Annotated in this window: 20 protein-coding genes, 1 tRNA gene, 1 rRNA gene and 1 riboswitch (1 of these 23 only partly in view); of the genes, 11 read left to right on the forward strand and 11 right to left on the reverse strand. The window is 64.8% G+C overall.

Features of this window, described 5'->3' with window-relative positions; all coding sequences use genetic code 11:
* Positions 1-13 precede the first annotated feature (13 nt).
* Positions 14-388: a response regulator gene (locus BRAGE_RS0143030; RefSeq protein ID WP_027562822.1), complete on the reverse strand. Its 375-nt coding sequence runs from the start codon at positions 386-388 to the stop codon at positions 14-16.
* A gap of 47 nt (positions 389-435) precedes the next feature.
* Positions 436-1,314 (reverse strand): MJ0042-type zinc finger domain-containing protein, encoded by an 879-nt coding sequence (locus BRAGE_RS0143035; RefSeq protein ID WP_027562823.1) that lies wholly within the window; start codon positions 1,312-1,314, stop codon positions 436-438.
* Positions 1,315-1,489: 175 nt separating this feature from the next.
* On the opposite strand from BRAGE_RS0143035, the gene ftsE reads away from it, so the two are divergent.
* From ftsE to BRAGE_RS0143055, 4 genes are all read left to right on the forward strand, one after another.
* Positions 1,490-2,149, forward strand: a complete 660-nt coding sequence (gene ftsE / locus BRAGE_RS0143040) for a cell division ATP-binding protein FtsE (RefSeq protein WP_027562824.1) — start codon at positions 1,490-1,492, stop codon at positions 2,147-2,149.
* Positions 2,142-3,110 (forward strand): cell division protein FtsX, encoded by a 969-nt coding sequence (locus BRAGE_RS0143045; RefSeq protein ID WP_027562825.1) that lies wholly within the window; start codon positions 2,142-2,144, stop codon positions 3,108-3,110. The genes ftsE and BRAGE_RS0143045 overlap by 8 nt, the downstream gene beginning before the upstream one ends.
* 106 nt (positions 3,111-3,216) lie before the next feature.
* On the forward strand, positions 3,217-3,921 hold the full coding sequence (locus BRAGE_RS0143050; protein ID WP_027562826.1) for a YdcF family protein: 705 nt from the start codon (positions 3,217-3,219) through the stop codon (positions 3,919-3,921).
* 11 nt (positions 3,922-3,932) lie between these two features.
* Positions 3,933-4,706, forward strand: coding sequence for a lysophospholipid acyltransferase family protein (locus tag BRAGE_RS0143055; RefSeq protein ID WP_027562827.1), 774 nt, complete (start codon positions 3,933-3,935; stop codon positions 4,704-4,706).
* On the opposite strand, the gene BRAGE_RS0143060 is transcribed toward BRAGE_RS0143055, so the two are convergent.
* On the reverse strand, positions 4,703-5,308 hold the full coding sequence (locus tag BRAGE_RS0143060; RefSeq protein ID WP_027562828.1) for a gamma-glutamylcyclotransferase: 606 nt from the start codon (positions 5,306-5,308) through the stop codon (positions 4,703-4,705). The genes BRAGE_RS0143055 and BRAGE_RS0143060 overlap by 4 nt on opposite strands.
* Before the next feature lie 110 nt (positions 5,309-5,418).
* Between BRAGE_RS0143060 and BRAGE_RS0143065 the strand changes: the two genes are divergently transcribed.
* Positions 5,419-6,603, forward strand: coding sequence for a DUF2125 domain-containing protein (locus tag BRAGE_RS0143065; protein WP_027562829.1), 1,185 nt, complete (start codon positions 5,419-5,421; stop codon positions 6,601-6,603).
* Between the two features lie 122 nt (positions 6,604-6,725).
* On the opposite strand, the gene BRAGE_RS0143070 is transcribed toward BRAGE_RS0143065, so the two are convergent.
* The 3 genes from BRAGE_RS0143070 to BRAGE_RS0143080 are packed head-to-tail and all read right to left on the reverse strand — an operon-like array spanning position 6,726 to position 9,632.
* Positions 6,726-7,661, reverse strand: coding sequence for a prephenate/arogenate dehydrogenase family protein (locus tag BRAGE_RS0143070; protein WP_027562830.1), 936 nt, complete (start codon positions 7,659-7,661; stop codon positions 6,726-6,728).
* Positions 7,658-8,752 (reverse strand): histidinol-phosphate transaminase, encoded by a 1,095-nt coding sequence (hisC, locus tag BRAGE_RS0143075; protein ID WP_027562831.1) that lies wholly within the window; start codon positions 8,750-8,752, stop codon positions 7,658-7,660. The genes BRAGE_RS0143070 and hisC overlap by 4 nt, the downstream gene beginning before the upstream one ends.
* Positions 8,753-8,783: 31 nt before the next feature.
* Positions 8,784-9,632: a chorismate mutase gene (locus BRAGE_RS0143080; protein ID WP_027562832.1), complete on the reverse strand. Its 849-nt coding sequence runs from the start codon at positions 9,630-9,632 to the stop codon at positions 8,784-8,786.
* A gap of 220 nt (positions 9,633-9,852) precedes the next feature.
* Positions 9,853-9,932, forward strand: a riboswitch (SAM riboswitch).
* A gap of 91 nt (positions 9,933-10,023) precedes the next feature.
* On the opposite strand from BRAGE_RS0143080, the gene metX reads away from it, so the two are divergent.
* Entirely contained in the window at positions 10,024-11,226 is a 1,203-nt protein-coding gene (gene metX, locus BRAGE_RS0143085; RefSeq protein ID WP_027562833.1) for a homoserine O-acetyltransferase MetX, read from the forward strand.
* A gap of 2 nt (positions 11,227-11,228) precedes the next feature.
* On the forward strand, positions 11,229-11,891 hold the full coding sequence (metW, locus tag BRAGE_RS0143090) for a methionine biosynthesis protein MetW (protein ID WP_027562834.1): 663 nt from the start codon (positions 11,229-11,231) through the stop codon (positions 11,889-11,891).
* A 119-nt stretch (positions 11,892-12,010) separates the two neighbouring features.
* Here metW and BRAGE_RS0143095 read toward each other — a convergent pair whose 3' ends face one another.
* Positions 12,011-12,874 (reverse strand): alpha/beta fold hydrolase, encoded by an 864-nt coding sequence (locus BRAGE_RS0143095; RefSeq protein WP_027562835.1) that lies wholly within the window; start codon positions 12,872-12,874, stop codon positions 12,011-12,013.
* Between the two features lie 215 nt (positions 12,875-13,089).
* Between BRAGE_RS0143095 and BRAGE_RS0143100 the strand changes: the two genes are divergently transcribed.
* On the forward strand, positions 13,090-13,746 hold the full coding sequence (locus BRAGE_RS0143100; protein WP_027562836.1) for a TIGR02594 family protein: 657 nt from the start codon (positions 13,090-13,092) through the stop codon (positions 13,744-13,746).
* A gap of 127 nt (positions 13,747-13,873) precedes the next feature.
* On the opposite strand, the gene BRAGE_RS52005 is transcribed toward BRAGE_RS0143100, so the two are convergent.
* Both BRAGE_RS52005 and BRAGE_RS0143110 read right to left on the reverse strand, forming a co-directional pair.
* Positions 13,874-14,395, reverse strand: coding sequence for a TonB C-terminal domain-containing protein (locus BRAGE_RS52005; RefSeq protein ID WP_051378330.1), 522 nt, complete (start codon positions 14,393-14,395; stop codon positions 13,874-13,876).
* A 143-nt stretch (positions 14,396-14,538) separates the two neighbouring features.
* Positions 14,539-15,327 carry an MOSC domain-containing protein gene (locus tag BRAGE_RS0143110; RefSeq protein WP_027562837.1) on the reverse strand — a complete coding sequence of 263 codons (789 nt, stop codon included), beginning with the start codon at positions 15,325-15,327 and terminating at the stop codon, positions 14,539-14,541.
* Between the two features lie 241 nt (positions 15,328-15,568).
* Between BRAGE_RS0143110 and clpB the strand changes: the two genes are divergently transcribed.
* Positions 15,569-18,208 carry an ATP-dependent chaperone ClpB gene (gene clpB / locus BRAGE_RS0143115; RefSeq protein ID WP_027562838.1) on the forward strand — a complete coding sequence of 880 codons (2,640 nt, stop codon included), beginning with the start codon at positions 15,569-15,571 and terminating at the stop codon, positions 18,206-18,208.
* A 79-nt stretch (positions 18,209-18,287) separates the two neighbouring features.
* Here clpB and BRAGE_RS0143120 read toward each other — a convergent pair whose 3' ends face one another.
* Together BRAGE_RS0143120 and BRAGE_RS0143125 are read right to left on the reverse strand one after the other, a co-directional pair.
* On the reverse strand, positions 18,288-18,554 hold the full coding sequence (locus tag BRAGE_RS0143120) for a hypothetical protein (protein ID WP_027562839.1): 267 nt from the start codon (positions 18,552-18,554) through the stop codon (positions 18,288-18,290).
* 127 nt (positions 18,555-18,681) lie between these two features.
* Complete coding sequence (locus BRAGE_RS0143125; protein WP_027562840.1) at positions 18,682-20,745, reverse strand: M23 family metallopeptidase; 2,064 nt, start codon at positions 20,743-20,745, stop codon at positions 18,682-18,684.
* 988 nt (positions 20,746-21,733) lie between these two features.
* On the opposite strand from BRAGE_RS0143125, the gene BRAGE_RS0143130 reads away from it, so the two are divergent.
* A 16S ribosomal RNA gene (locus tag BRAGE_RS0143130) occupies positions 21,734-23,222 on the forward strand.
* A 190-nt stretch (positions 23,223-23,412) separates the two neighbouring features.
* Positions 23,413-23,466, forward strand: a tRNA-Ile gene (locus BRAGE_RS0143135) (it continues 23 nt past the right edge of the window).

A 23,466-nucleotide genomic window follows, 5' to 3' on the forward strand; every position in this document is an offset into this window, starting at 1 on the left:
CTGGCGTGGCCCGCTACCCCTTCTTCGCCGCTAGCGCGTCCGCCACGGCGGTGCGGATGTCGGCCACCGAGAACGGCTTTGTCACGACGTCATGCACCAGCGCATTGAGGTTCGAGGCGCGCTCGCGCTGGTCGGCAAAGCCGGTCATCAGCAGGATGGTGAGGCCAGGGAAATCGCGCGCGGCGGAGAGCGCCAGCGCGATGCCGTCCATCACCGGCATCTGAATGTCGGTGAGCAGCAGGTCGAACGCGCCGTCCTCGCGGGTCAGGATCTCCAATGCCTCGGCGCCGTCCTGCGCGGTGACGATCTCGTGGCCGTCCATGGCGATGGCGCGCGCCACCAGCTGGCGCATCGAATCCTCGTCGTCGGCGATCAGGATTTTCGGCATGAGACCAACCTTGGGACCAACCTCCCGTGGAGCATACGCGAGATCAATTATACGCTGCCGCCGGGGATGTCGCGCCGGTTGAAGAAGCGGACGTCGATGTTGCGGCCCTCCGGCGGCGGCGAGGCCAGGCGCGAGCGGAAGAAGGCGCGCTCGCCGGGTTGCAGCACTGTCTGTTCCAGCACGGTGTTCCACGCGTAGATCTCTGCGCCTTGCGCGTCGCGCACGGCAAAGCGCAGCCGCGGGATATCGAGCGGCTTCTTGCCCTGGCCGACGATCACGCCCTCGATCACCAGCACCTGCTTACCGTCCACGGTCTCGCTGGAGAGCTTGACGTCCTTGAAGGCGAGCCCGCGCAGGTTTACGTCGAACCCGACGAGCTTGTAGAACGCGGCGGTCTGCGGCAGTAGCCGTACCATGTCGCCGCGCCAGATGATCAGGGCCAGCACCAGCGCGCCCATGGCGGCGCAGGCGGTGGGCAGGCCGAAATGCGATTTACGCGACGTCGCGGCGGGGACCGGGCGGCTCACCCGCGCGCCGCGGCGGCTGAACAGGCCGCGGAACCAGGACTGGTGCTGCGCACCGAGGGCGTCCTCTTCGGCGGCGCGGGCGGCCGCCGACCACTCGTCCTCCATGTCCTTGGCCTCGTCGGCCGGCCAGTCGCTGGCGATGGAGGGGCTGTCGACGACCGGCGTATCGACGGCACCGTCGTCCTTGGCGTAGGAGTTCCACTGCTCGGCGAGGTCGGACTGGTCCTCGGACTCGCTGGCCGCGGCCATGGCCGGAACGGATGCCTCCTCGATGGCATCATCGGCATAGGCGACCCAGGTCTCTTTGCAGCGGGAGCAGCGGACCGTGCGTCCGTTCGTCCCAAGGCTCGCGAGCTTGATGGCGTAGGATGTCGTACAATGAGGGCAGACGATATGCATGGACACGGGCCTTGATGCACGGACTGGTCTTGACGATGTCCCGGGCGCGGAGAGCCGGGCACTCCAAATGCTACAAGGCGACCGTTAACGAACCGGAAACCATAACGGTCGCACAACCCCTTGATCGCGTGTGGCGGGGTGCCGCGGCGCGGCCCCCTCTCGAACGGAGCTGAACTTGGTTCGGTTCGAAAATGTCGGATTGCGTTACGGACTGGGGCCGGAGATTCTGCGCGACCTCAGCTTCCAGATTCCGGCGCATTCTTTCCAATTCCTCACCGGCCCGTCCGGCGCCGGCAAGACGTCGCTGCTGCGCCTGTTGTTCCTGTCGCACCGGCCGACGCGGGGCCTCGTCAATCTGTTCGGCAACGACATCTCGCAGCTCGGCAAGGACGAGATCGCAGATCTGCGCAAGCGCATCGGCATCGTGCTTCAGGATTTCCGCCTGCTCGACCACATGACGACGTATGAGAACGTCGCGCTGCCGTTCCGCGTCATGGGCCGCAGCGAGTCGAGCTACCGCAAGGAGGTGATTGACCTCTTGCGCTGGGTCGGGCTCGGCGACCGCATGGACGCATTGCCGCCGATCCTGTCCGGCGGCGAGAAGCAGCGTGCGGCGATCGCGCGCGCCGTGATCTCGCGGCCGCAGCTCCTGCTCGCGGACGAGCCGACCGGTAGCGTCGATCCGACGCTCGGCCGCCGCCTGCTGCGGCTGTTCATCGAGCTCAACAAGTCAGGCACCGCCGTCATCATCGCCACCCACGACATCGGCCTGATGGACCAGTACGAGGCGCGGCGGCTGGTGCTGCATCAGGGACGGCTGCACGTCTATGAGTAGGACCGACGAGCGCGGCGTGCTGGTCGACCTTGGACAGGAGCGTCCGCAGCTTCCTGCCAAGGCGCGCAACATGTCGCCGATCGTGCCGCGCGCGTCGATCCACGGCCGCGCGCTGGTCGCCGTCGTCGCCATCATGACGTTCCTGGCGTCGATGACGACGGGCACAGTGCTGCTGGTCAGCGCCTCCGCCGCGGAATGGCAGTCCGATGTCGCAAGCGAGATCACCATCCAGGTCCGTCCCCAAGCGGGGCGCGATCTCGATCGCGACACCGCGGCCGTGACCGAAGCGATGCGCGCGCAGGCCGGCATCGTCGAGGTCAAGCCGTTCAGCAAGGACGAGAGCGGCAAGCTGCTCGAGCCCTGGCTCGGCACGGGCCTGTCGATGGACGACCTCCCGGTGCCGCGCATGATCATCGCGCGGGTGCAGCCGGGCACGCAGCTTGATCTCGCTGCCTTGCGCGCGCGCGTGACGCAGGTGGCACCGAGCGCCAGCGTCGACGATCACCGCGCCTGGATCGAGCGCATGCGCTCGATGACCAATGCCACCGTGCTCGCCGGCATCGGCATCCTCGCGCTCGTCATCGTCGCGACCATCATCTCGGTGTCGTTCGCGACCCGCGGCGCCATGGCGGCGAACCGTCCGATCGTCGAGGTCCTGCATTTCGTCGGCGCCGGCGACCGCTACATCGCCAACCACTTCCTGCGCCATTTCCTCCGCCTGGGGCTGGAGGGCGGCGTGATCGGTGGCGGCGTCGCCATGCTGCTGTTCGGCTTCTCCGAGTCGATCGCCGGCTGGTTCTCCGGCACGCCCGTCGGCGATCAGTTCGCGGCGTTGCTCGGCACCTTCTCGCTGCGGCCGTCAGGCTATGTGGTGCTCGCGGTGCAGGCGGTGCTGATCGGCGCCATCACGGCGGTTGCCTCGCGCCAGACCCTTTTTGCGACATTGAATGACATTGATTGAGTGCGTTCTTCTTCCCTCTCCCACAAGGGGAGAGGGGTGAGAAACGAGACTCCACTTCGCCTCAAAACGTCTTAAAATCATCTTGGGAAGGGATCACCGATATCACATGACCTCAAAGGCCGACGATCGATCGCCGAAACTGCCGCGCGGCTGGCTGCGCGCGGCATTGGTCTCGACGATCGCGTTCGCCTTCGTCGGCGCGGCGGCGGGCTTTGTCGCATTCCTGTCGCAACTGCGGGGCGCCGAGATCGCCCCTAGCCGCAAGGCCGACGGCATCGTGGTCCTGACCGGCGGCTCCTCGCGGGTGTCGGACGCGATGGAGCTGCTGGCTGCCGGCTACGGCCAGCGGCTGCTGATCTCCGGCGTGCATCCGACCTCGACCGCGAGTGACATCTCCCGGACTCTGCCGGAGAACCAGTCCTTCATGCATTGCTGCGTCGATCTCGACCGCACCGCGGTCTCGACCCGCGGCAACGCGGCGGAGGCGCGGCGCTGGGCCGAGGGGCGCGGCTTCAAGTCGCTGATCGTGGTCACCTCGAACTATCACATGCCGCGCGCGCTGGTGGAGTTCTCCCACGCGATGCCGGAGACGACGCTGATCCCGTTCGCGGTCGTCGGCGAGAAATGGCGCGAGGAGCCGTGGTGGACCTCGGCGTCCACCTTGCGGCTGCTCCTGTCCGAATATGTCAAGTATATCGCGGCCGAGATCAGGATCCGCCTGGAGGATTTCGGGATTGACCTTTCGCCCGAGATGTCGGAGCAGCCTCAGGGCCAGCAACCGAAGCGGCCCGCCACCGCACAGGCCAATTGATCGGACCCTCGATGTTCCTGATTTTCCTGCGCTCGCTCGTGTTCAACGTGCTGTTCTACACCGTGCTGGTGTGTCTCGCGATCGTGGCGCTGCCGACCTTCGCATTGCCGCCGCGCGCCATGCTGACGGTCGCAGAATGGTGGGCGAAGGCGACGCTGGTCCTGATGCGCGTGGTCTGCAACATCAAGGTGGAATTCCGGGGCACGGAGAAGATCCCGGCCGGGCCGCTGCTGATCGTGGCAAAACACCAGTCGTTCTGGGAGACGTTCGTGTTGCCGGGCTTCTTCAACCGCCCGATCTTCATCCTCAAGCGCCAGCTGATGCAGATCCCGGTGTTCGGCCAGTTCCTGGTCAAGACCGGCATGATCGCGATCGATCGCAATGCCGGCGTGAAGGCGCTGCTGGACATGACGCGGCGCGCGCGCGAGGCGGTGCGCAGCGGAAAGCAGCTCGTGATCTTTCCGGAAGGCACGCGCCGCGCGCCGGGCGCGCCGCCCGATTACAAGACCGGCTTTGCGCAGATCTATTCGTCCTGTGGTGTGCCGTGTCTGCCGATCGCGCTCAATTCCGGCCTGTTCTGGCCGCGCCGCACCTTCATGCGCTATCCCGGCACGCTGGTGGTGGAGTTCCTCGATCCGCTGCCGCCTGGCCTGCCGAAGGACGAGTTTCTGTCCCGCGTGCAAAGTGCGATCGAAGACGCGACCGGCCGCCTCGTCGAAGCGGGGCGGAAAGAGCAGGAGCAACTGATCGGCTCCGCGCCGAGCTATGCGCCGTCTGCGAGCTAGCGGTTTTCGCTGTCTTCGTCGGACGTGTGCAGCGAATGTGCTTCCCCATGCAGCATGGTCGCGAGCTGATGCAATTGCGTGTCGCGAAAACCCTCGGCCTCGATCGCCTTCACCGTCGCCGTGACGTAGTCGCGGTTGGCGCCGGACTGGCCGTGGCCCTGGATCACGTGGCGGTGCTGCTCGGCGAGCGACAGCCGGCCGGCATATTGGACATGGCCGCGGTCGACGACATAGGCGAGCGCGGAGACGCGCTGGCGCGCATCGTTCTCCAGCCACACCGAGCGCATCACCTCGCGATAGACCGAGGTGACCTGCTCGCGCGCCCGCAAATAGGCGACCACGTCGGTGCGGTTTGTCTCGGCGACGCGGAAGGCGATGCCGCGGCAGGCGCCGCCGCGGTCGAGCCCGAGCACCAGGCCCGGCTTCTCCGGCGTGCCGCGATGCACGAAGGAATAGACGCAAAGCGCGCGGTGCTCGCCGACCAGCCGCGCAGGGACGCGCTCCTCGAATTCGAAGCCCGGCCGCCACATCAGCGAGCCATAGCCGAACACCCAGAGGTCGCCTTTGGCTGTGGTGATGGAGGGGAGGGTGATTTCCGACATTTCGGGCACGGCTACCAGAACCGGGCCCCCAAGCGAAGCGGATTCTCAGCCTTTCGGCGGGACCGGACCTCGCTTACATTTGACAAAATCTGGGGCCAAAGGGTCGCCGCATGTCCGATATGACCGTTGCCGCAGGCCGGCGCTCCCGTTGGCGCCTTTTCATCGCACCCGTTCTCCTCCTGATCCTCGCCCTCGCGTGGAGCGGCTTCTGGTTCTTTGCGGCCTCGCAGGCCGAGGTGGCCGCCGATGCCTGGCGCGCGCAGGAGGCCAAGGCCGGCCGTATCTATGATTGCGCCAAGCGCTCGATCGCCGGCTTCCCGTTCCGCTTCGAGGTGCAGTGCTCCGGCGCCAGCGTCGCCCTGGTGTCGCAGAACGCCAGCAAGACGCCGTTCACGGCGAGGCTCGACAACATCCTGGTGGTCGCCCAGGTCTACGATCCCAGGCACGTCATCGCCGAATTCTCCGCGCCGGCGACGCTGACCGATGGCATCACGCAAAACACCTTCGTGGTGAACTGGAGCAAGGGCCGCAGCAGCGTGGTCGGCCTGCCCGCCGTGCCCGACCGTGCCTCCCTCGTGTTCGACGATCCCAGTCTCAACAGGCTCGACAATTCGGTGCAGGTGCCGCTCGCGCGTGCCAAGCAGGTCGAGCTGCACGGGCGCCTGGCGGACGGATCGACCTCCGATCGCCCTGTCATCGAGACCGTGCTCCACGTCGCGCAAGGCAGCATCCAGGGCGTTCACCCCTTGCTCGCCGAGCCGTTCGAAGCCGACACGCGCGCGAAGATCACGGGCCTTTCCGACCTCACGCCAAAGCCCTGGCCGCAGCGCTTCCGCGAGATCCAGGCCGCAGGCGGCCATATCGAGATCGTGCAGTCGCGCATCCAGCAGGGCGAGATGATCGCGGTTGCGGCCGGCACGCTCGGCCTCTCCGCCAATGGCCGGCTCGACGGCGAATTGCAGATGACGATGACGGGCCTCGAGCGCGTCATCCCCGCGCTCGGCATCGAGAAGATGCTGGAGGAGGGCGTGCCGCAGGCGACCCTCGACCGCGTCGCGCCCGGCGTGAAATCGCAGGACCTCAACAATCTCTTTGGCGCGCTCGACCGCGCCGTGCCCGGTCTCGGTAAGGTCATCAAGCAGAACGCCAACGCGGGCGTTGCCGCCGGCATCAATTCGATCGGCACCGAGAGCACGCTGGAGGGCAAGAAGGCGCGCAGCTTCCCGCTGAAATTCGTCGACGGCGCCGTGCTGCTCGGCCCGATCAAGGTCGGCCAGATCCCGCCGCTGTATTGATTGATTTGTCGTCATTCCGGGGCGATGCGTAGCATCGAGCCCGGAATCCATTTCACCGCACGCGTTTTGGCCCGATGGATTCCGGGCCCGCCCTTCGGGTGCCCCGGAATGACAGGCGGAGCTTACGGCTTCTTCAGCGCCGCATGCGGCCGGCCGAAGTCGGCTGCGGCCGAATCCTGGCCGATCTCGACGATGCCGCGGCGGATGGCGCGGGTGCGGGTGAAATGGTCGAACAGCGCCTCGCCGTCGCCGCGGCGGATCGCACGCGTGAGCTTGGCGAGATCCTCGGTGAAGGTGCCGAGCATCTCCAGCACGGCTTCCTTGTTGGCGAGGAACACGTCGCGCCACATCGTCGGATCGGACGCCGCGATGCGGGTGAAGTCGCGGAAACCGCCGGCCGAGAACTTGATCACCTCTGACTCCGTCACCTGCGCCAGCTCGTCGGCGGTGCCGACGATGGTGTAGGCGATCAGATGCGGCAGGTGGCTGGTGATGGCGAGCACGAGATCATGATGGTCCGGCGTCATCACCTCGACCTTGGCGCCCATCGCCGCCCAGAACGCGCGCAGCCGATCGGTCGCCGCCGCATCGACGCCATCAGGCGGCGTCAAAATGCACCAGCGGTTGATGAACAGCTCGGCGAAGCCGGAATCCGGGCCCGAATGCTCGGTGCCCGCGACCGGATGCGCCGGTACGAAATGGACGGTCTTCGGCAGATGCGGCGCCATGTCCCTGACCACCGCGCCCTTCACCGAGCCGACGTCGGAGATCACAGCGCCGGGCTTCAGGTGCTCGGCGATCTCCTTCGCCACCTCGCCGCAGGCGCCGACGGGAATGCAGAGAATGACGAGATCGGCGTCCTTCACCGCTTCCGCATTGGTCGCCACGACGTGGTCGACGATGCCGAGCTCCATCACCCGCGCGCGCGTCTTCTCCGAACGCGCGGTGGTGACGATCTCGCCCGCCAGGCCCTGGAGCTTCGCAGCGCGCGCGATCGAGCCGCCGATCAGGCCGAAGCCGATCAACGCGACGCGCTGGAAATGCGGGTTCGCGCTCATTTGCCGGCCATGAAATCGCGCAAGCCGTCGACCACGAGGCGGTTGGCCTCCTCGGTGCCGATGGTCATGCGCAGCGAATGCGGCAGGCCGTAATTCTTCAGCGCGCGCAGCACGAGGCCGCGCTTGGTGAGGTAGGCGTCGGCGGCATCCGCGGTCTTGCCGTCGGTCGGGAAGTGGATCAGCACGAAATTGGCGACGCTCGGCGTCACCTTCAGTCCGAGCTTGCCGATCTCATCGGTGAGCCAGTTGCGCCAGGTCTCGGTGAACTGTTTCGACATCGCCTGGTGTGCGGTGTCTTCAATGGCCGCGACCGCGGCGTACATCGCCGGCGTCGACACGTTGAAGGGCCCGCGGATGCGGTTGACGGCGTCGATGATGTGCTCGGGGCCGAACATCCAGCCGATGCGCAGCGCGGCGAGGCCGTGGATCTTGGAGAAGGTGTGCGTCACCACCGTGTTCTCGGTGGTGGCGACCAGCTCGATCCCCATCTCGTAATCGTTGCGTGAAACGTAGTCGGAATAGGCGGCATCCAGCACCAGCAGCACGTGCGACGGCAGGCCGGCGCGCAGGCGCTTGACCTCGTCGAACGGCACATAGGTGCCGGTCGGATTGTTGGGATTGGCGAGCCAGACCAGCTTCGTCTTCGGCGTCACCGCCTTGAGGATGGCGTCGACGTTGCAGGTGAGGTTGGTCTCCTGTGCGATGACGTTCTTGGCGCCAACCGCCATGGTCGCGATCGGGTAGACCAGGAAGCCGTGGGTGGTCGAGATCGCCTCGTCGCCCTGGCTGAGATAGGTGTGGGCAAGCAGGTTGAGGATCTCGTCCGAACCGGCGCCGCAGATGATGCGGTTCGGATCGAGCCCGAACGAGCGGCCGATCGCTTCGCGCAGCACCCGCGAGGTGCCTTCCGGATAATCCTCCAGATGATCCGCCACGCGCTTGAAGGCCTCGATCGCCTTCGGTGATGGTCCGAACGGCGTCTCGTTGGCCGAGAGCTTGAACACCTTGCGGCCCGGCTCCGGCACCGGGCTCTTGCCGGGCGTGTAGGGCGCAATATCGAGAATGCCGGGATTCGGCACGGGGCGGGACATCTTCAACTCCGAAAGTGGCTGGGCGCGAGACTTACGATTTCGACCCGGTCGGGGTCACCGTATAGCGCGTTGCGTGGCTGCCGACGAGGGCCGTGGAGCGCACCGAGGCCCCTGCTTCGATCAGGGCAGCCTTGATCTTGTCGATGCTGGTTGCGCTCGTGACCGACACCAGCAGCGCGGCTCCGTCAAAGGCGGTATCGGGCACCGCCACGATCTCGGCGAGCGGCGACAGGGTCCGCGCGACCTCGGCGTTCCACCCCGAGACACGCACGCTGAAGGTCTCGACCTCCGTCACCAGCGCGCTGTCGGCGACGCGCGAGACCGCGAACACCGGCAGTGCCGCCGGATGATCGGCGCGCTCGACGAAAGGCAGCCGCGCGATGATCTTCGGCGCGCCTTCCGCTTCCAGCTCCAGCCACCACGGCGTGCGGCTCGACGTCGCCGAGACCAGTGCCAGGTCGCCCTTGGATTTCGCCACCGCCTCGACCGCAGCCTGTGCGCTGAAATGCGCGACGTAAGGCACGGTGAAGCCGAAATGGAATCGCGCGGAATCGCGCATCGCCGGCTCGCTTACGGAGATGTCGGCATGCACCGAGAACGGCGCCTGCACGTAGGTGAACGTCGAGATGATCACGCGCCAGATGCTCTCGACCGTGTCGAGCGGCAGGATGCCGCGATGGCGCTGCACGAGGTCGCGCATCATCGCGGCTTCGCGCGCAGGCCGGAACGCGGAGCCGACCTCCTGGGTCTGCTTCACCTGGATCAGGCGGTCGATGATGTCGCCGCGTTGCATCAGCAGGCGATGCATGTCCGCGTCGATCGCGTCGATCTCCTTGCGCAATTCCTGGAGCGATGGTGGCGCGGGCGGACGTTGGGACATATCTGCCGGATGCTGTTCTGCGAAGTGCCGTTGAGAGGCGTTCCAATGCGGATCGGGCAGGCCAATGGGCTAGCCGGATTCCGTTGCGGTCGATGTCCTGATTAGGCAGTCAGGGCGGCGAAAGCAAAGAGAAATGACGACCTTTTCGGCCGGCGTTTCAAGGACGATTTTGGTTAATCCGGGCCGCGACTTGACGAAAACCGCCCAAGACAGTAGATTTTGCCTGTTCCGTGGTCATTTGAGCCGGCCGGCTTGCAGCCACGTTAAAAAACTCGCTAAACAGGCCGGGGACGCTTCCGATCCCGGCCGAACCTATCGTTCAGGCCGGGTTTTTCATGGCCTGATGCAAGTAGCGGTCTGAAGTCCGATCGCAAACGAGGTCGATGATCAGATGGGTAGCGTCAAGTCGATTCCGAGTCCTGCGATCAGCGCCGATGAGCGCTCGCACGAGGTCGATCACCCGAGTTCGCAGGTCGCGCGTTTCGGCGCAGATCAGCCGCTGCGGCTCGATTGCGGCGTCGATCTGGCTCCGTTTCAGATCGCCTACCAGACCTATGGCGAGCTCAATGCCGATCGCTCCAACGCCGTTCTGATCTGCCATGCGCTGACCGGCGACCAGCACGTCGCCAATCTGCACCCCGTCACCGGCAAGCCCGGCTGGTGGGACACGCTGGTCGGCCCGGGCCGCCCCATCGATCCCAGCCGTTACTTCATCATCTGCTCCAACGTGATTGGCGGCTGCATGGGCTCCACGGGGCCGGCCTCGATCAATCCCGCCACCGGCAAGGTGTGGGGGCTCGATTTTCCGGTCATCACCATTCCGGACATGGTGCGCGCGCAGGCGATGCTGATCGACCGGCTCGGCATCGACACGCTCTTCGCGGTGGTCGGCGGCTCGATGGGCGGCATGCAGGTGCTGCAATGGACCGCGGCCTATCCTGACCGCGTGTTCTCCGCGCTCGCGATCGCCTGCTCGACGCGGCACTCGGCGCAGAACATCGCCTTCCACGAGCTTGGCCGCCAGGCCGTGATGGCGGATCCCGACTGGCACAATGGCGGCTATGCCGATCGCAGTCTTCATCCGCATCGCGGCCTCGCGGTCGCGCGCATGGCCGCGCACATCACTTATCTGTCAGACGCGGCTCTGCACCGGAAATTCGGCCGGCGCATGCAGGACCGCGAGCTGCCGACCTTCTCGTTCGACGCCGACTTCCAGGTCGAGTCCTATCTGCGCTACCAGGGCTCCTCGTTCGTCGAGCGCTTCGACGCCAACTCCTATCTCTATCTCACCCGCGCGATGGACTATTTCGACATCGCCGCCGATCACGGCGGCGTGCTGGCGAAGGCGTTCGCGGGAATCCAGACCCGCTTCTGCGTGGTCTCCTTCACCAGCGACTGGCTGTTCCCGACCTCGGAATCGCGCGCGCTGGTGCATGCGCTGAACGCGTCGAGCGCGCGGGTGTCGTTCGCCGAGATCGAGACCGACCGCGGCCACGACGCCTTCCTGCTCGACGTTCCCGAATTCTTCGACATCTCCCGCGCCTTCCTGCAATCGGCAGGCAAGGCCCGCGGGCTCACGGGCAAGGACAGCTAGCGATGTCTGTACAGGAAGTGCTGCCGTTGAATGGGTTCACTGCGGAGCAATCCGCGCATTTCCGTGCGGACCATCTGCTGGTCGCCGAGATGGTCAAGCCCGGCTCGAAAGTGCTCGACGTCGGCTGCGGTGACGGCGATCTGCTTCAGCTTCTGGAGATGCGCGGCGTCGATGGCCGCGGCATCGAATTGTCGCGCGAGGGCGTCAACCGCTGCGTTGCCAAGGGCCTCGCGGTGGTGCAGGGCGATGCCGACACCGACCTTGTCAACTATCCCGACGATGCCTTCGACTACGTGATCCTGTCGCAGACGCTGCAGGCGACACGGCAGCCGCGCGTGGTGCTCGAAAACCTGCTGCGCATCGGCCGTCGCGCCATCGTGTCGTTCCCCAATTTCGGCTTCTGGAAGATGCGGCTCCAGCTCCTGATCGGCGGCCACATGCCGCGCACCGAGAATTTGCCGGCAAGCTGGTACGACACCGCCAACATCCATTTCTGCACCATCAAGGATTTCGTCGAGCTCTGCGATGCGATCGGCGTCAAGATGGAGCGCGCCGAGGCGCTTGACCTCTACGGTCGTCCTCTGCGGTTGCGATTGCCGTGGTGGGTTTGGAACATGTTCGGCGAGCAGGGCGTGTTTCTGCTGAGCCGCGGCGGGCGGAAGTAGGTTCTCCGTCATCCCGGGGCGCGCGAAGCGCGAGCCCGGAATCCATTGGGCCGCATAGGCTGTCGCGCGATGGATTCCGGGCCTGCGCCTCCGGCGCATCCCGGAATGACAGCAAGTGGCTAATGCGCCGCCAGCGACCTCGGATCGCGCACTGGCCATCGCCCTGCTTCCACCAGCGTCACGAACCGCTCCACGCTCTCGTTGAACAACGCGGGCTCTTCGAGATTGAGCACGTGGCCGGATTTCGGAAACATCGCGAGGCCCGCGGCCGGCAGATGCTTCTTCAGAAACAGGCTCGCCCCGACGCACGGATCGTCCTCGTCGCCGCAGATGATCAGCGCGGGCGTTGTCACGGCCCTGATCGCATCCGTCAGCGTGTAGATCGAGGGACGGCCGCCCTGGAAACCGCGCATCGTGTGCGCCGAGCCCTTGGCATCGTGGCGCGCCAGTGCGGCGTAGAAATCGGCGTGACCGCGCGGGTCCTTGACCAGGAAGGGTATACGGCTCGGTGCCTCGCGCGTGACCTTTGCGACTTCCGCGGAGCCCAGCGTCTCGAACTGTTCGGCATTGGCGCGGCACTGCTTGCGCCAGGCATCGAGATTTTCGAGCTCCGAGCCGGAGCCGACGCCGGCCAGCGTCATCGACAGCGCGCGATGCGGCGCGTTCAATCCGATCTGGAGCGACGAATAGGCGCCCATCGAGAGCCCGACGAGATGCGCGCGCTCGATCCCGAGATGATCGAGCACCGCGAGCGCGTCGGTGTAGAAGTGCGTGTAGGTGTAGACCTCGCCATCGGGCACGTCGGATGGCGTGTAGCCGCGCGCGGAATAGGTGATGCAGCGGTGGCCGCGCGAGAAGTAACGCATCTGCGGCTCCCAATTGGTGTAGTCGGCCGCGAATTCGTGCAGAAAAATAATCGGCGTTCCCTGACCCGCCTCTTCGAAATAGATGCGGACGTCATCCCTGGTCGTGGCGTGGGGCATTAACTGTTTCCCTCTGTTCAAGCCGCAAACAGAGGATCGCAGTTAATGGTGTTGTCCGCAATGCGGCAGCACCAGACCAGCTCCAATGCAAAATCATCGCAGCCATTCGCCGACACGGCAGTCTTTTTCTCGCCACATCCGGAAGCTTTACGGCCCGGCGGATGTCGGCCACCGCACGGGCCGACGGGAAGTGGGGGTGTAACTAAGGATGAAGAATGGTTGAGTTGTTTGCGTACCGCCTGTCGCGTTGTATTGTCGCGCTGGCGTTCTTCTTCGCGGCGGTTGCCGCGTTCGTTTCTCCGGCCTCAGCGCGGCCACACCATCGTCATAGCGCGGAGCGGCACGCTTACGTGCACCATGCCAGACATCATCATTACCGGCACCATGCCCGCAGCTCGCGTTTCGAGCGCCGCGCGGCGCAATTGCAGGCGAGCGGCTTTGCCGACAGCCAGGCCAGCTATGATCCGAGCGCCAACGGCGGCGGCATGACCAGCAACGCTGTGAGCGGTGGCAGCTTTGGCGGCGGATCGGGTGTCGTGTCCGAGGCGCGCCGCTATCTCGGCGGCAATCCCACGGGACGAGGCAGCCTGTGGTGCGCGCGCTTCATGAACATGGTGCTGGAGCATACAGGCCATCGCGGCACCGGCTCCGACATGGCGAGCTCGTTCGCGCGGTACGGCACCCGTGTCTCCGGTCCGCAGGTCGGCGCCATCGCGGTCATGTCGCGCGGCCGCCGCGGCGGCCATGTCGGCATCATCACCGGCATCGACGCGCAGGGCAATCCGATCATGATCTCCGGCAACAACGGCAATCGCGTCCGCGAGGCCCCGGTCTCGCGCGGGCGGATCTATGCGTATGTGATGCCGAACTGAAAGCAGCGACAGAGCAGTAGGGTGGGCAAAGCGTAGCGTGCCCACCACCTCTGTCCGCATAGAGGATGGTGGGCACGGCGCGCCTTTGCCCACCCTACGGCAGCGGCGCGCTTTGCCGGATCATGCCCTAGCGCGGAACGCGCGCGGTAATGTGCCCTTTGACCGGCATCGGCATGTCGCTCGCCGGTGCCGGCAGCGTCAGTCTGGGCAAGATCTCGTTGCGAAATGCGGCGTCGATGTCGGCATCGCCGGACGGCCTGGCAAGCTGGACCCGGGTGACATGCCCCTTTGAATCGATCCACATCTCACACTGGACGTCGAAGGGCTTGTCGCGGGTCCTCGCATTTTCCCTCGTCGCCGTCTCCAGCGCGGCCTGAACGGCACGCGCGTAGGCAGTCCAGCGCGTGCCGAGCATACCGGATCTGGCCGGATTGTCCGGGCCGCCAAGGTTGAGCGGCGGCGGCTCGTCCAGCGGCGGACGGCTAGGTTGATCGGCGTGAGGCATGCCGATCGCCGGCGGGCTCGGCATGTCGTCGTCCGTTCCGGGCTGGCCGGCATTCTGCGCCAATGATGCCGGCTCGCGGAGCGCCAGCAGGGCAAGGGCGAGCAGGAGTATCCGGCGCCGGCGCGACCTTGCTTCGGCCAGCACAGCAAATTTCCCAAAGATATGTCGCAACGTGGGAAGCGCGCGCACGATCGGCCAACGTTTCAGTGGACCCTGAACGTGAGACGATTGGGACAGCTGAAATGCGCAAAACGAGGTGGCCGCGCCCGTAAGCCCTTACAGGAAGCTCACACCAGCTTCGGCTCTTCCACCGCGACCGCATCTCCGACGCCGATCTCGCCACCTTCGATCACCTCGGCATAGATGCCGCAGTCCATGTGGCCGAGATGGCGCGAGAGCGTCGGTGGGATTTCGAGGTCGCGCGCGGCGGTGACGGGATCGACATTGGTGGCCGGGCAGCGGACGATGCGTTTGACCACTTTCAGCCGGGCTTGCCCGATCGCGAGCGTCTGGCCGACAAGGTCGAGCTCCGACCAGGCGGGCCAGCCCTTCACGTAGAGATTGGCGCGGAAGCGCAGCGGATGCACGGCGGTGCCGCCAAGCATGGTCTCGATGGCGCGGACGCTGTCGAGATTGATGATCGACACGACCTTGCGGGCGACGTCGGAAAAGCTGTGGTCGCGGCCGGACAGAACCTTTGGCGGGCCCTTCAGCTCCGGCTGGAAATTCTCGGTGAAGTAGCTCTCGATGGCGGCGCGCCCGGCGGCGGTCTCGAGATCGCCGCTGGCGACGATCTGGCCGTCCTTGCGGATGGTCAGGCGGTGGGTCGCGTCCTCGTAACGGCTGTCGAGCGACGCCAGCCGCTCATGGCGCGCCAGCATCAGAAACTGGATCTTCGGCTTCCACTCGGGGGCTTCGGGGTCGAACCCGCTCGGGCCGTTCTCGATGGCGTAGCGGCGGTCGGCGGGCAGGGTCTGGCCGATCCGCAAGGGGACGCGGGGCAGGGACTCCGGCGTCAGGCCCTTGATCGGGTAGCGGTAGAGGCCGGTGATCTCGGCGGTCTGGCTGGCTGTCATGCCGCTACTTAAGGGATTCGACCGCATCCCGCCAAGCCGGCGGATCAGCGCACGAAATTGTGAACTCGCCTCTTTCGATCCGGGGGCACGCTTCCCACATCTGGGTCAGGCCGGCGCCAGCGCCGGCTGATAACGACCGCTGCTGGTTGAGGAACGTCAACGCAGCCAGCGGAAACCCAGTGAAGATGCCGTTTGGAGTGCCTTAGAGGGCTCCAGGGGCAGGCCGAGGGACAGAAAAGAAATGAACATCGACAAGTATACCGAACGCTCCAGGGGCTTCATCCAGTCCGCGCAGTCGCTCGCGGTGCGCGAGGGGCACCAGCAGTTTTCAACCCTGCATGTGCTGAAGGTCCTGCTGGACGACAATGAGGGGCTCGCTGCCGGTCTGATCGACCGCGCCGGCGGCAATTCCCGTGCAATTCTGAAGGCGACCGAGGAAGCCCTGAACAAGGTGCCGAAGGTCAGTGGCGGCGGCGCCGGGCAGATCTATCTCGCGCCCGAGCTCGCCCGCACCTTTGATGCCGCCGAAAAGGCCGGCGAGAAGGCCGGCGACAGCTTCGTCACCGTCGAGCGGCTATTGCTCGGCCTCACGCTGGAGAAGACCAGCGAGGCAGGTGCGATCCTCGCTAAGGGCGGCGTCACGGCGCAAAATCTCAACGCGGCGATCGAGGCGCTGCGCAAGGGCCGCACCGCGGACTCGGCGACCGCCGAGAATGCCTATGACGCGCTGAAGAAATATGCCCGCGACCTGACCCAGGCTGCGCGCGACGGCAAGCTCGACCCGGTCATCGGCCGCGACGAGGAGATCCGCCGCACCATCCAGGTGCTGTCGCGACGGACCAAGAACAATCCCGTCCTGATTGGTGAGCCCGGCGTCGGCAAGACCGCCATCGCCGAAGGGCTCGCGCTGCGCATCGTCAACGGGGACGTGCCCGAGGGTCTGAAGGACAAGAAGCTGCTGTCGCTCGACCTCGGCGCGCTGATTGCCGGTGCAAAATACCGTGGTGAGTTCGAGGAGCGGCTGAAGGCCGTGCTCCAGGAGGTGACCGCGAGCGAGGGCAATTTCATCCTGTTCATCGACGAGATGCACACGCTGATCGGCGCCGGCAAGGGTGATGGCGCGATGGACGCGTCCAACCTGCTCAAGCCCGCACTCGCCCGCGGCGAGCTGCATTGCATCGGCGCGACCACGCTCGACGAGTATCAGAAGCACGTCGAGAAGGACGCCGCGCTGGCGCGGCGGTTCCAGCCGATCTTCGTCAGCGAGCCCTCGGTCGAGGACACCATCTCGATCCTGCGCGGCCTGAAGGACAAGTACGAGCAGCATCATGGCGTGCGGATCTCCGATTCCGCGCTTGTTGCCTCGGCGACGCTGTCCAACCGCTACATCACCGACCGCTTCCTGCCCGACAAGGCGATCGACCTCATGGACGAGGCCGCGGCGCGGCTGAAGATGCAGGTCGATTCCAAGCCGGAAGAGCTGGATTCGCTGGACCGCGAGATCATCCGGCTCAAGATCGAGCAGGAGGCGCTGAAGAAGGAAAGCGATCCCGGCTCCAAGACCCGTCTCGAAGCGCTCGAGAAGGAGCTGGCCGAGCTCGAGGAGAAGTCGACGGCGCTCACCGCGCGCTGGAGCGCGGAGAAGAACAAGCTCTCCAACGCCCAGAAGCTGAAGGCGGAGCTCGACGGCTTGCGCGTCGAGCTCGCCAATGCGCAGCGGCGCGGCGAATTCCAGAAGGCGGGTGAGCTGGCCTATGGAAGGATCCCGGAGCTGGAGAAGAAGCTCGGCGATATCGAGGCGAAGGAGAACTCCGGCGAGATGATGGAGGAGGCGGTCACCGCCAGCCACATCGCGCAGGTGGTCTCGCGCTGGACCGGCGTGCCCGTCGACAAGATGCTGGAAGGCGAGAAGGAGAAGCTTCTCAAGATGGAGGAGCAGCTGGGGCAGCGCGTCGTCGGCCAGGCCGAGGCCGTGCGTGCGGTCGCAACCGCCGTGCGCCGCTCGCGTGCGGGCCTTCAGGACCCGAACCGGCCCACCGGCTCGTTCATGTTCCTGGGGCCGACCGGCGTCGGCAAGACCGAGCTGACCAAGGCGCTCGCCGAGTATCTGTTCAACGACGAGACCGCGATGGTCCGCCTCGACATGTCCGAGTACATGGAGAAGCACTCGGTCTCGCGGCTGATCGGCGCGCCTCCGGGCTATGTCGGCTATGACGAGGGCGGCGCGCTCACCGAAGCGGTGCGGCGCCGGCCTTATCAGGTGGTGCTGTTCGACGAGATCGAGAAAGCGCATCCTGACGTGTTCAACGTCCTGTTGCAGGTGCTCGACGACGGCCGCCTGACCGATGGCCAGGGCCGTACCGTCGATTTCCGCAACACGCTGATCATCATGACCTCGAACCTCGGTTCGGAGTTTCTGGTGAATCAACCCGAGGGCGAAGACACCTCAGCCGTGCGTGAGCAGGTGATGGGAACGGTGCGGGCGCATTTCCGCCCCGAATTCCTCAACCGTGTCGACGAGATCATCCTGTTCCACCGCTTGCAGCGGAGCGAGATGGGCCGGATCGTCGAGATCCAGTTCGCGCGGCTGCAGAAGCTGCTGACCGATCGCAAGATCGTGCTGACGCTCGACGCTGCGGGGCGTGACTGGCTCGCGGCCAAGGGCTGGGATCCCGCCTATGGCGCCCGGCCGCTGAAGCGGGTGATCCAGCGCTACCTCCAGGACCCGCTCGCCGAGATGATCCTCGGCGGCGACGTCAAGGACGGCGATACCGTTGCGATCTCGTCCGCAGGCAACGTGCTGACCTTCAACGGCAAGGCGGCGCAGACCGCGGAGATCACCCAGTTCGACGCGCCGGTGTCGAAGCGCAAGCTGAACTGACCGGGCGGCTCGTCGCAAAACAAAGTTCGCCCCGGAGAGGTCGTCCTCTCCGGGGCGAATTGTTTTTCAGGCTGCTTTGCTAGCTGGCTGGAGACATCGTGCCGGGCGAGGCCGGCCCTTCCTCTTCGCCGTCCTGTTCGAGCTCCGACAGGATGTCCACGAGCGCACGGACGCGGCCCTGCGCCAGCGGACGCAAATCGTTGATCATGGGCTCGTCATTGGCGAGCCAGGCCTGGGCTTCCGCGAGTTCCTCGACGGTGGCGCCGGTTCCGATGATCTCTGCAATCGTCACGTCATCCACGCTGCCAACGGCCTTGGTGACGTCGTCGCGAGAGAGATGCTGCATGGCGGTCCTCCTCTGGCTCAACGGCAAAAGACTGGTCGCGCGAATCAATCGAGACGCTGCCGATCGGTTCCGCGAAGTGTGGAGGGAGGAGCGATCCGGCCCGGGAACGGCGGGAATCGCGGGGAAATTACCGGTTGGTGACCTGGAGCGGGCCGCCGGTCGCGTCCGACATGCGGGCGATGGCGCCGCCGCGGCCGCTCATCATGCCGTCGAGCCGGTCGCGCTCTTTCTCGAAGCCTGCCAGAACCGCCCCTTCCAGCGAACGGCCGCGCGGCAGTTTCACGCGCAGCGGATCGACGAAGCGGCCGTTGACGAGGATTTCGTAGTGGACGTGGGGACCCGTCGACTGGCCGGTCGAACCGACGAAGCCGATCACCTGGCCCTGCCGCACCTTCTTGCCGACCTCCATGCCCTTGGCGAACGCTGACATGTGGCCGTAGGCGGTCTCGTAGCCGTTGGAATGCTTGATGCGGATATATTTGCCGTAGCCGCCCTCGGGACCGGCCTTCTCGATCACGCCGTTGCCTGAGGCGAAGATCGGCGTGCCGTAGGCGGTGGCCCAGTCGACGCCGGTGTGCATCTTCACATAGCCCAGGATCGGATGGCGGCGGCCGCCGAAGCCGGAGCGCATGATGGCGTTGTTGACGGGCTTGCGCACCAGGAACTTCTTCGCGCTCTTGCCGGTCTCGTCATAGTAGTCGACGACGCCGTCGTCAGGGCTCTGATAGCGGTAGTATTTCTTGGTCTCGCCGCCGACCGTGAGGGAAGCGAACAGCACGTCGTTCTTTTCGCTCGACGTCACGCCCTCGTCCTCGCCGGCGTAGAACACGTCGAAGGAATCGCCCGGCTGCACCTTGCGCTGGAAATCGACGTCGTAGGAGTAGATCTTGATCATGTCCTCGATGACCGGCATCGGGACCTTGTTGCGCATCGCGGTCTCGTAGATGCTCTGGTAGAGCCGCACGCCGGTGCCGTCATCGTCGTCATCGTCGTCGCTGTTGGCGTTGGCCGTGGCATCAGCGACGGTGTTCATGCTGGAGACGTCGACCGCGACGTATTTGCCGAGGTCGGACAGCGCCGCGATCGCCTCGACCATGGTGTCGTTTGCAACCACAACGCGATAGGGCTGGAGCCTTGCGCCGGGGCTCGCGGGCGCCATCAGGATGCGCAGCTTCTCGCCTTCCTTCAGGCCGCCGTCGCGGCCGCGGGGCCCGAGCGTTGCGGTGATCGCCTTGATCTCCTCAGGCGTCGCGCCGAGATCGCGCAGCACGGAGCCGACGCTGTCGCCCTTCTTGACCAGATGGACGCGTTCGCCGCTGGGATTGCCGCCGGTGATCTGCTCCTTGGTCTTGGGCAGCAGCGTGACGTTTTCCGGCACCACGCGCGTCTCGAAACCGGCATAGGGATCGGACGACGACGTTTCCGGGGCGTAGGCGCTGCGGATGTCGGAGGCGCCGGTCGCGCCGGAGACGTCGGCGGTGGCATTGGCGAGCGAGGCGTAGCGGACACCGCCATTGCCGCGCCAATTGGCGGCATCGCGCACCCGCATCAGGATGTCGTCGAGCGCGACCACCGCGGAAATCTTCGCCTTCGGCAGCACCGGCGACAGATCCTTGGTCACGAAGGAGACCTCGGCGTCGGGCTCGACGGCTTCGGGATTGTTGGGATCGTCGGAGGCGGTCTTCGGATCGGAGCCGACGTCGGTGAGCAGACGCTGGGCGTTGAACGGCGGGATCTTCGCCGACAAATCGCTCGTCGTCATCGACAGGTTGCCGGCGATCCGGACGAAGGGGCGCACCCGCATCACGTCGCGATTGCCGACGCGGGCGACGGTCGAGACGCGCACGATGTTGCGCGAGGCGGTGGATTCGCTCGGCGGCGGCAGGCGATCGCTCTTGTGCAGCGTGGCTGCGCGATCGGCTGCGCCGAACGCACCGCGCAGCGCGCCTTCGACACGCTCGGGCACCTTGGCGAAGGTCATCTCGCCGTCGAGCGACGCGAAAACGGCGCCGCCGATCAGGGCTGCGCCGCAGAGTCCGGTCAGAATTGTACCGCTGAACCATTGCACGGAGACGCGGCGGCGATCGATGACGGCGGCTTCCGAACCATCGACGGACAGCGGCGGCTCGTGGCCGAGATCGATGATCCCGGTCTCACGCCCGTAAGCGCCGCGTGACGTCCTGTGGTTCAACCCAAGTCCCCCAATCAACGACCCAAGATGCCCGTTTCGAACCCCGTTCCGGCCGCCCTCTTGCAGGGGGATCGCCGGAAAAGGCAAGCCGCACAGGCGCCCGCGCTCAGAAAGCCCTGCAATAGGGCCGGCCGAAATTACGAACAGCTGGACGGGTGAAGGTCTCTCGAAGTCTCTCGAATGTCGGAAGAAGGCCGCCTCATCGTATGATTGCCTTCCTCTGACCCTACGAAAATCGCGGCAGCCCCCACTGGCACCCCGCGATTCAAGCTTGTCTCTTATCAGAACGCCGCGGGATTGTGGCTCAAGTACGGCGCCTAATATGGAAAAAGTTTACTGAACGGCCGGGCGCCTGGGGCCGCCCGGGAGGGGCGCCCAGGACCGCCTTCGGAGCCCCTCAGGAGCCCCCAGGGGCGCAAACTTTTTTTGAGATTTTTTACCGTGCGGGACCGGCCGACGCACCCGGCGGCCTCCTAATTGACTGGAATCGCTTGATTTTTTTTCCATGATCCACTGTGCGACGATTTGTTGACGATTGGCGTTGACAGCCCGGAAGGCGGGGCCTATAACCCCAACCACTGAGCGCGGCGCCGCCGGGTCACTGACCAAGGCGAGCGAACGCGCCACTGATGCTCCTCACCTTGTTGAGTGACACAACAGCCGACACCAGTCGGTTGGAGTTCATCCATCGTCGGTAAGGGTGTCGGAACCCTTCCTCTCAGGAAGGTTGGGGCCTCTCCGGTCCCGGGCTGTTTGACAAGTGAAGATGAAGAAAGAGAAACGTGGACGGCGGAGTCCTTGCGCCTCTCGGACCACTTAAGAGCTTCGGCTTTTGAGTACTGAGAGAGGACGAAAGACTTCGGCGGTACACGTTTCAAAGGAAACACCATCGTTGTCCGCGATGTGAATCGCAGACAGCAAGTCGATTTCGGTCGACAATGGTGGGACCTCGTCAAACGTTGTGATCAGCCGGTTCAAAGTTCAAGTCCAACTTGAGAGTTTGATCCTGGCTCAGAGCGAACGCTGGCGGCAGGCTTAACACATGCAAGTCGAGCGGGCGTAGCAATACGTCAGCGGCAGACGGGTGAGTAACGCGTGGGAACGTACCTTTTGGTTCGGAACAACACAGGGAAACTTGTGCTAATACCGGATAAGCCCTTACGGGGAAAGATTTATCGCCGAAAGATCGGCCCGCGTCTGATTAGCTAGTTGGTAGGGTAATGGCCTACCAAGGCGACGATCAGTAGCTGGTCTGAGAGGATGATCAGCCACATTGGGACTGAGACACGGCCCAAACTCCTACGGGAGGCAGCAGTGGGGAATATTGGACAATGGGGGCAACCCTGATCCAGCCATGCCGCGTGAGTGATGAAGGCCCTAGGGTTGTAAAGCTCTTTTGTGCGGGAAGATAATGACGGTACCGCAAGAATAAGCCCCGGCTAACTTCGTGCCAGCAGCCGCGGTAATACGAAGGGGGCTAGCGTTGCTCGGAATCACTGGGCGTAAAGGGTGCGTAGGCGGGTCTTTAAGTCAGGGGTGAAATCCTGGAGCTCAACTCCAGAACTGCCTTTGATACTGAAGATCTTGAGTTCGGGAGAGGTGAGTGGAACTGCGAGTGTAGAGGTGAAATTCGTAGATATTCGCAAGAACACCAGTGGCGAAGGCGGCTCACTGGCCCGATACTGACGCTGAGGCACGAAAGCGTGGGGAGCAAACAGGATTAGATACCCTGGTAGTCCACGCCGTAAACGATGAATGCCAGCCGTTAGTGGGTTTACTCACTAGTGGCGCAGCTAACGCTTTAAGCATTCCGCCTGGGGAGTACGGTCGCAAGATTAAAACTCAAAGGAATTGACGGGGGCCCGCACAAGCGGTGGAGCATGTGGTTTAATTCGACGCAACGCGCAGAACCTTACCAGCCCTTGACATGTCCAGGACCGGTCGCAGAGACGTGACCTTCTCTTCGGAGCCTGGAACACAGGTGCTGCATGGCTGTCGTCAGCTCGTGTCGTGAGATGTTGGGTTAAGTCCCGCAACGAGCGCAACCCCCGTCCTTAGTTGCTACCATTTAGTTGAGCACTCTAAGGAGACTGCCGGTGATAAGCCGCGAGGAAGGTGGGGATGACGTCAAGTCCTCATGGCCCTTACGGGCTGGGCTACACACGTGCTACAATGGCGGTGACAATGGGATGCGAAGGGGCAACCCCTAGCAAATCTCAAAAAGCCGTCTCAGTTCGGATTGGGCTCTGCAACTCGAGCCCATGAAGTTGGAATCGCTAGTAATCGTGGATCAGCACGCCACGGTGAATACGTTCCCGGGCCTTGTACACACCGCCCGTCACACCATGGGAGTTGGTTTTACCTGAAGACGGTGCGCTAACCCGCAAGGGAGGCAGCCGGCCACGGTAGGGTCAGCGACTGGGGTGAAGTCGTAACAAGGTAGCCGTAGGGGAACCTGCGGCTGGATCACCTCCTTTCTAAGGATGATCCTTCAGCGAGCTCACGCTCACTATCGGATCGTTTTAGAAACATCAGTGGCCAACAGATCGCCAGATCGTTGAGCTGCATTGGCGGGATTTCGCCGTCTTCGTTTCTCTTTCTTCGCGGACGAACACGCGCTGGGCCTGCAACGGCAGGATCCAGGGTCCTTAACGGGATGTGCGTTAGGGGCTTGTAGCTCAGTTGGTTAGAGCGCGCGCTTGATAAGCGTGAGGTCGGAAG

This window comes from Bradyrhizobium genosp. SA-4 str. CB756 (genome assembly GCF_000473125.1).
Lineage (GTDB): Bacteria > Pseudomonadota > Alphaproteobacteria > Rhizobiales > Xanthobacteraceae > Bradyrhizobium > Bradyrhizobium arachidis.

What these genes read in the sequence shown, in the direction of transcription:
- metX (WP_027562833.1), top strand. Translation starts at nt 10,024, where the DNA reads ATGGGTAGCGTCAAGTCGATTCCGAGTCCTGCGATCAGCGCCGATGAG.
- BRAGE_RS0143030 (WP_027562822.1), bottom strand. Translation starts at nt 388, where the DNA reads ATGCCGAAAATCCTGATCGCCGACGACGAGGATTCGATGCGCCAGCTG.
- BRAGE_RS0143110 (WP_027562837.1), bottom strand. Translation starts at nt 15,327, where the DNA reads ATGACAGCCAGCCAGACCGCCGAGATCACCGGCCTCTACCGCTACCCG.
- clpB (WP_027562838.1), top strand. Translation starts at nt 15,569, where the DNA reads ATGAACATCGACAAGTATACCGAACGCTCCAGGGGCTTCATCCAGTCC.
- BRAGE_RS0143120 (WP_027562839.1), bottom strand. Translation starts at nt 18,554, where the DNA reads ATGCAGCATCTCTCTCGCGACGACGTCACCAAGGCCGTTGGCAGCGTG.
- BRAGE_RS0143095 (WP_027562835.1), bottom strand. Translation starts at nt 12,874, where the DNA reads ATGCCCCACGCCACGACCAGGGATGACGTCCGCATCTATTTCGAAGAG.
- BRAGE_RS0143045 (WP_027562825.1), top strand. Translation starts at nt 2,142, where the DNA reads ATGAGTAGGACCGACGAGCGCGGCGTGCTGGTCGACCTTGGACAGGAG.
- BRAGE_RS0143055 (WP_027562827.1), top strand. Translation starts at nt 3,933, where the DNA reads ATGTTCCTGATTTTCCTGCGCTCGCTCGTGTTCAACGTGCTGTTCTAC.
- BRAGE_RS0143080 (WP_027562832.1), bottom strand. Translation starts at nt 9,632, where the DNA reads ATGTCCCAACGTCCGCCCGCGCCACCATCGCTCCAGGAATTGCGCAAG.
- hisC (WP_027562831.1), bottom strand. Translation starts at nt 8,752, where the DNA reads ATGTCCCGCCCCGTGCCGAATCCCGGCATTCTCGATATTGCGCCCTAC.
- BRAGE_RS0143065 (WP_027562829.1), top strand. Translation starts at nt 5,419, where the DNA reads ATGTCCGATATGACCGTTGCCGCAGGCCGGCGCTCCCGTTGGCGCCTT.
- BRAGE_RS0143100 (WP_027562836.1), top strand. Translation starts at nt 13,090, where the DNA reads ATGGTTGAGTTGTTTGCGTACCGCCTGTCGCGTTGTATTGTCGCGCTG.
- BRAGE_RS0143060 (WP_027562828.1), bottom strand. Translation starts at nt 5,308, where the DNA reads ATGTCGGAAATCACCCTCCCCTCCATCACCACAGCCAAAGGCGACCTC.
- BRAGE_RS0143035 (WP_027562823.1), bottom strand. Translation starts at nt 1,314, where the DNA reads ATGCATATCGTCTGCCCTCATTGTACGACATCCTACGCCATCAAGCTC.
- metW (WP_027562834.1), top strand. Translation starts at nt 11,229, where the DNA reads ATGTCTGTACAGGAAGTGCTGCCGTTGAATGGGTTCACTGCGGAGCAA.
- BRAGE_RS0143050 (WP_027562826.1), top strand. Translation starts at nt 3,217, where the DNA reads ATGACCTCAAAGGCCGACGATCGATCGCCGAAACTGCCGCGCGGCTGG.
- BRAGE_RS0143070 (WP_027562830.1), bottom strand. Translation starts at nt 7,661, where the DNA reads ATGAGCGCGAACCCGCATTTCCAGCGCGTCGCGTTGATCGGCTTCGGC.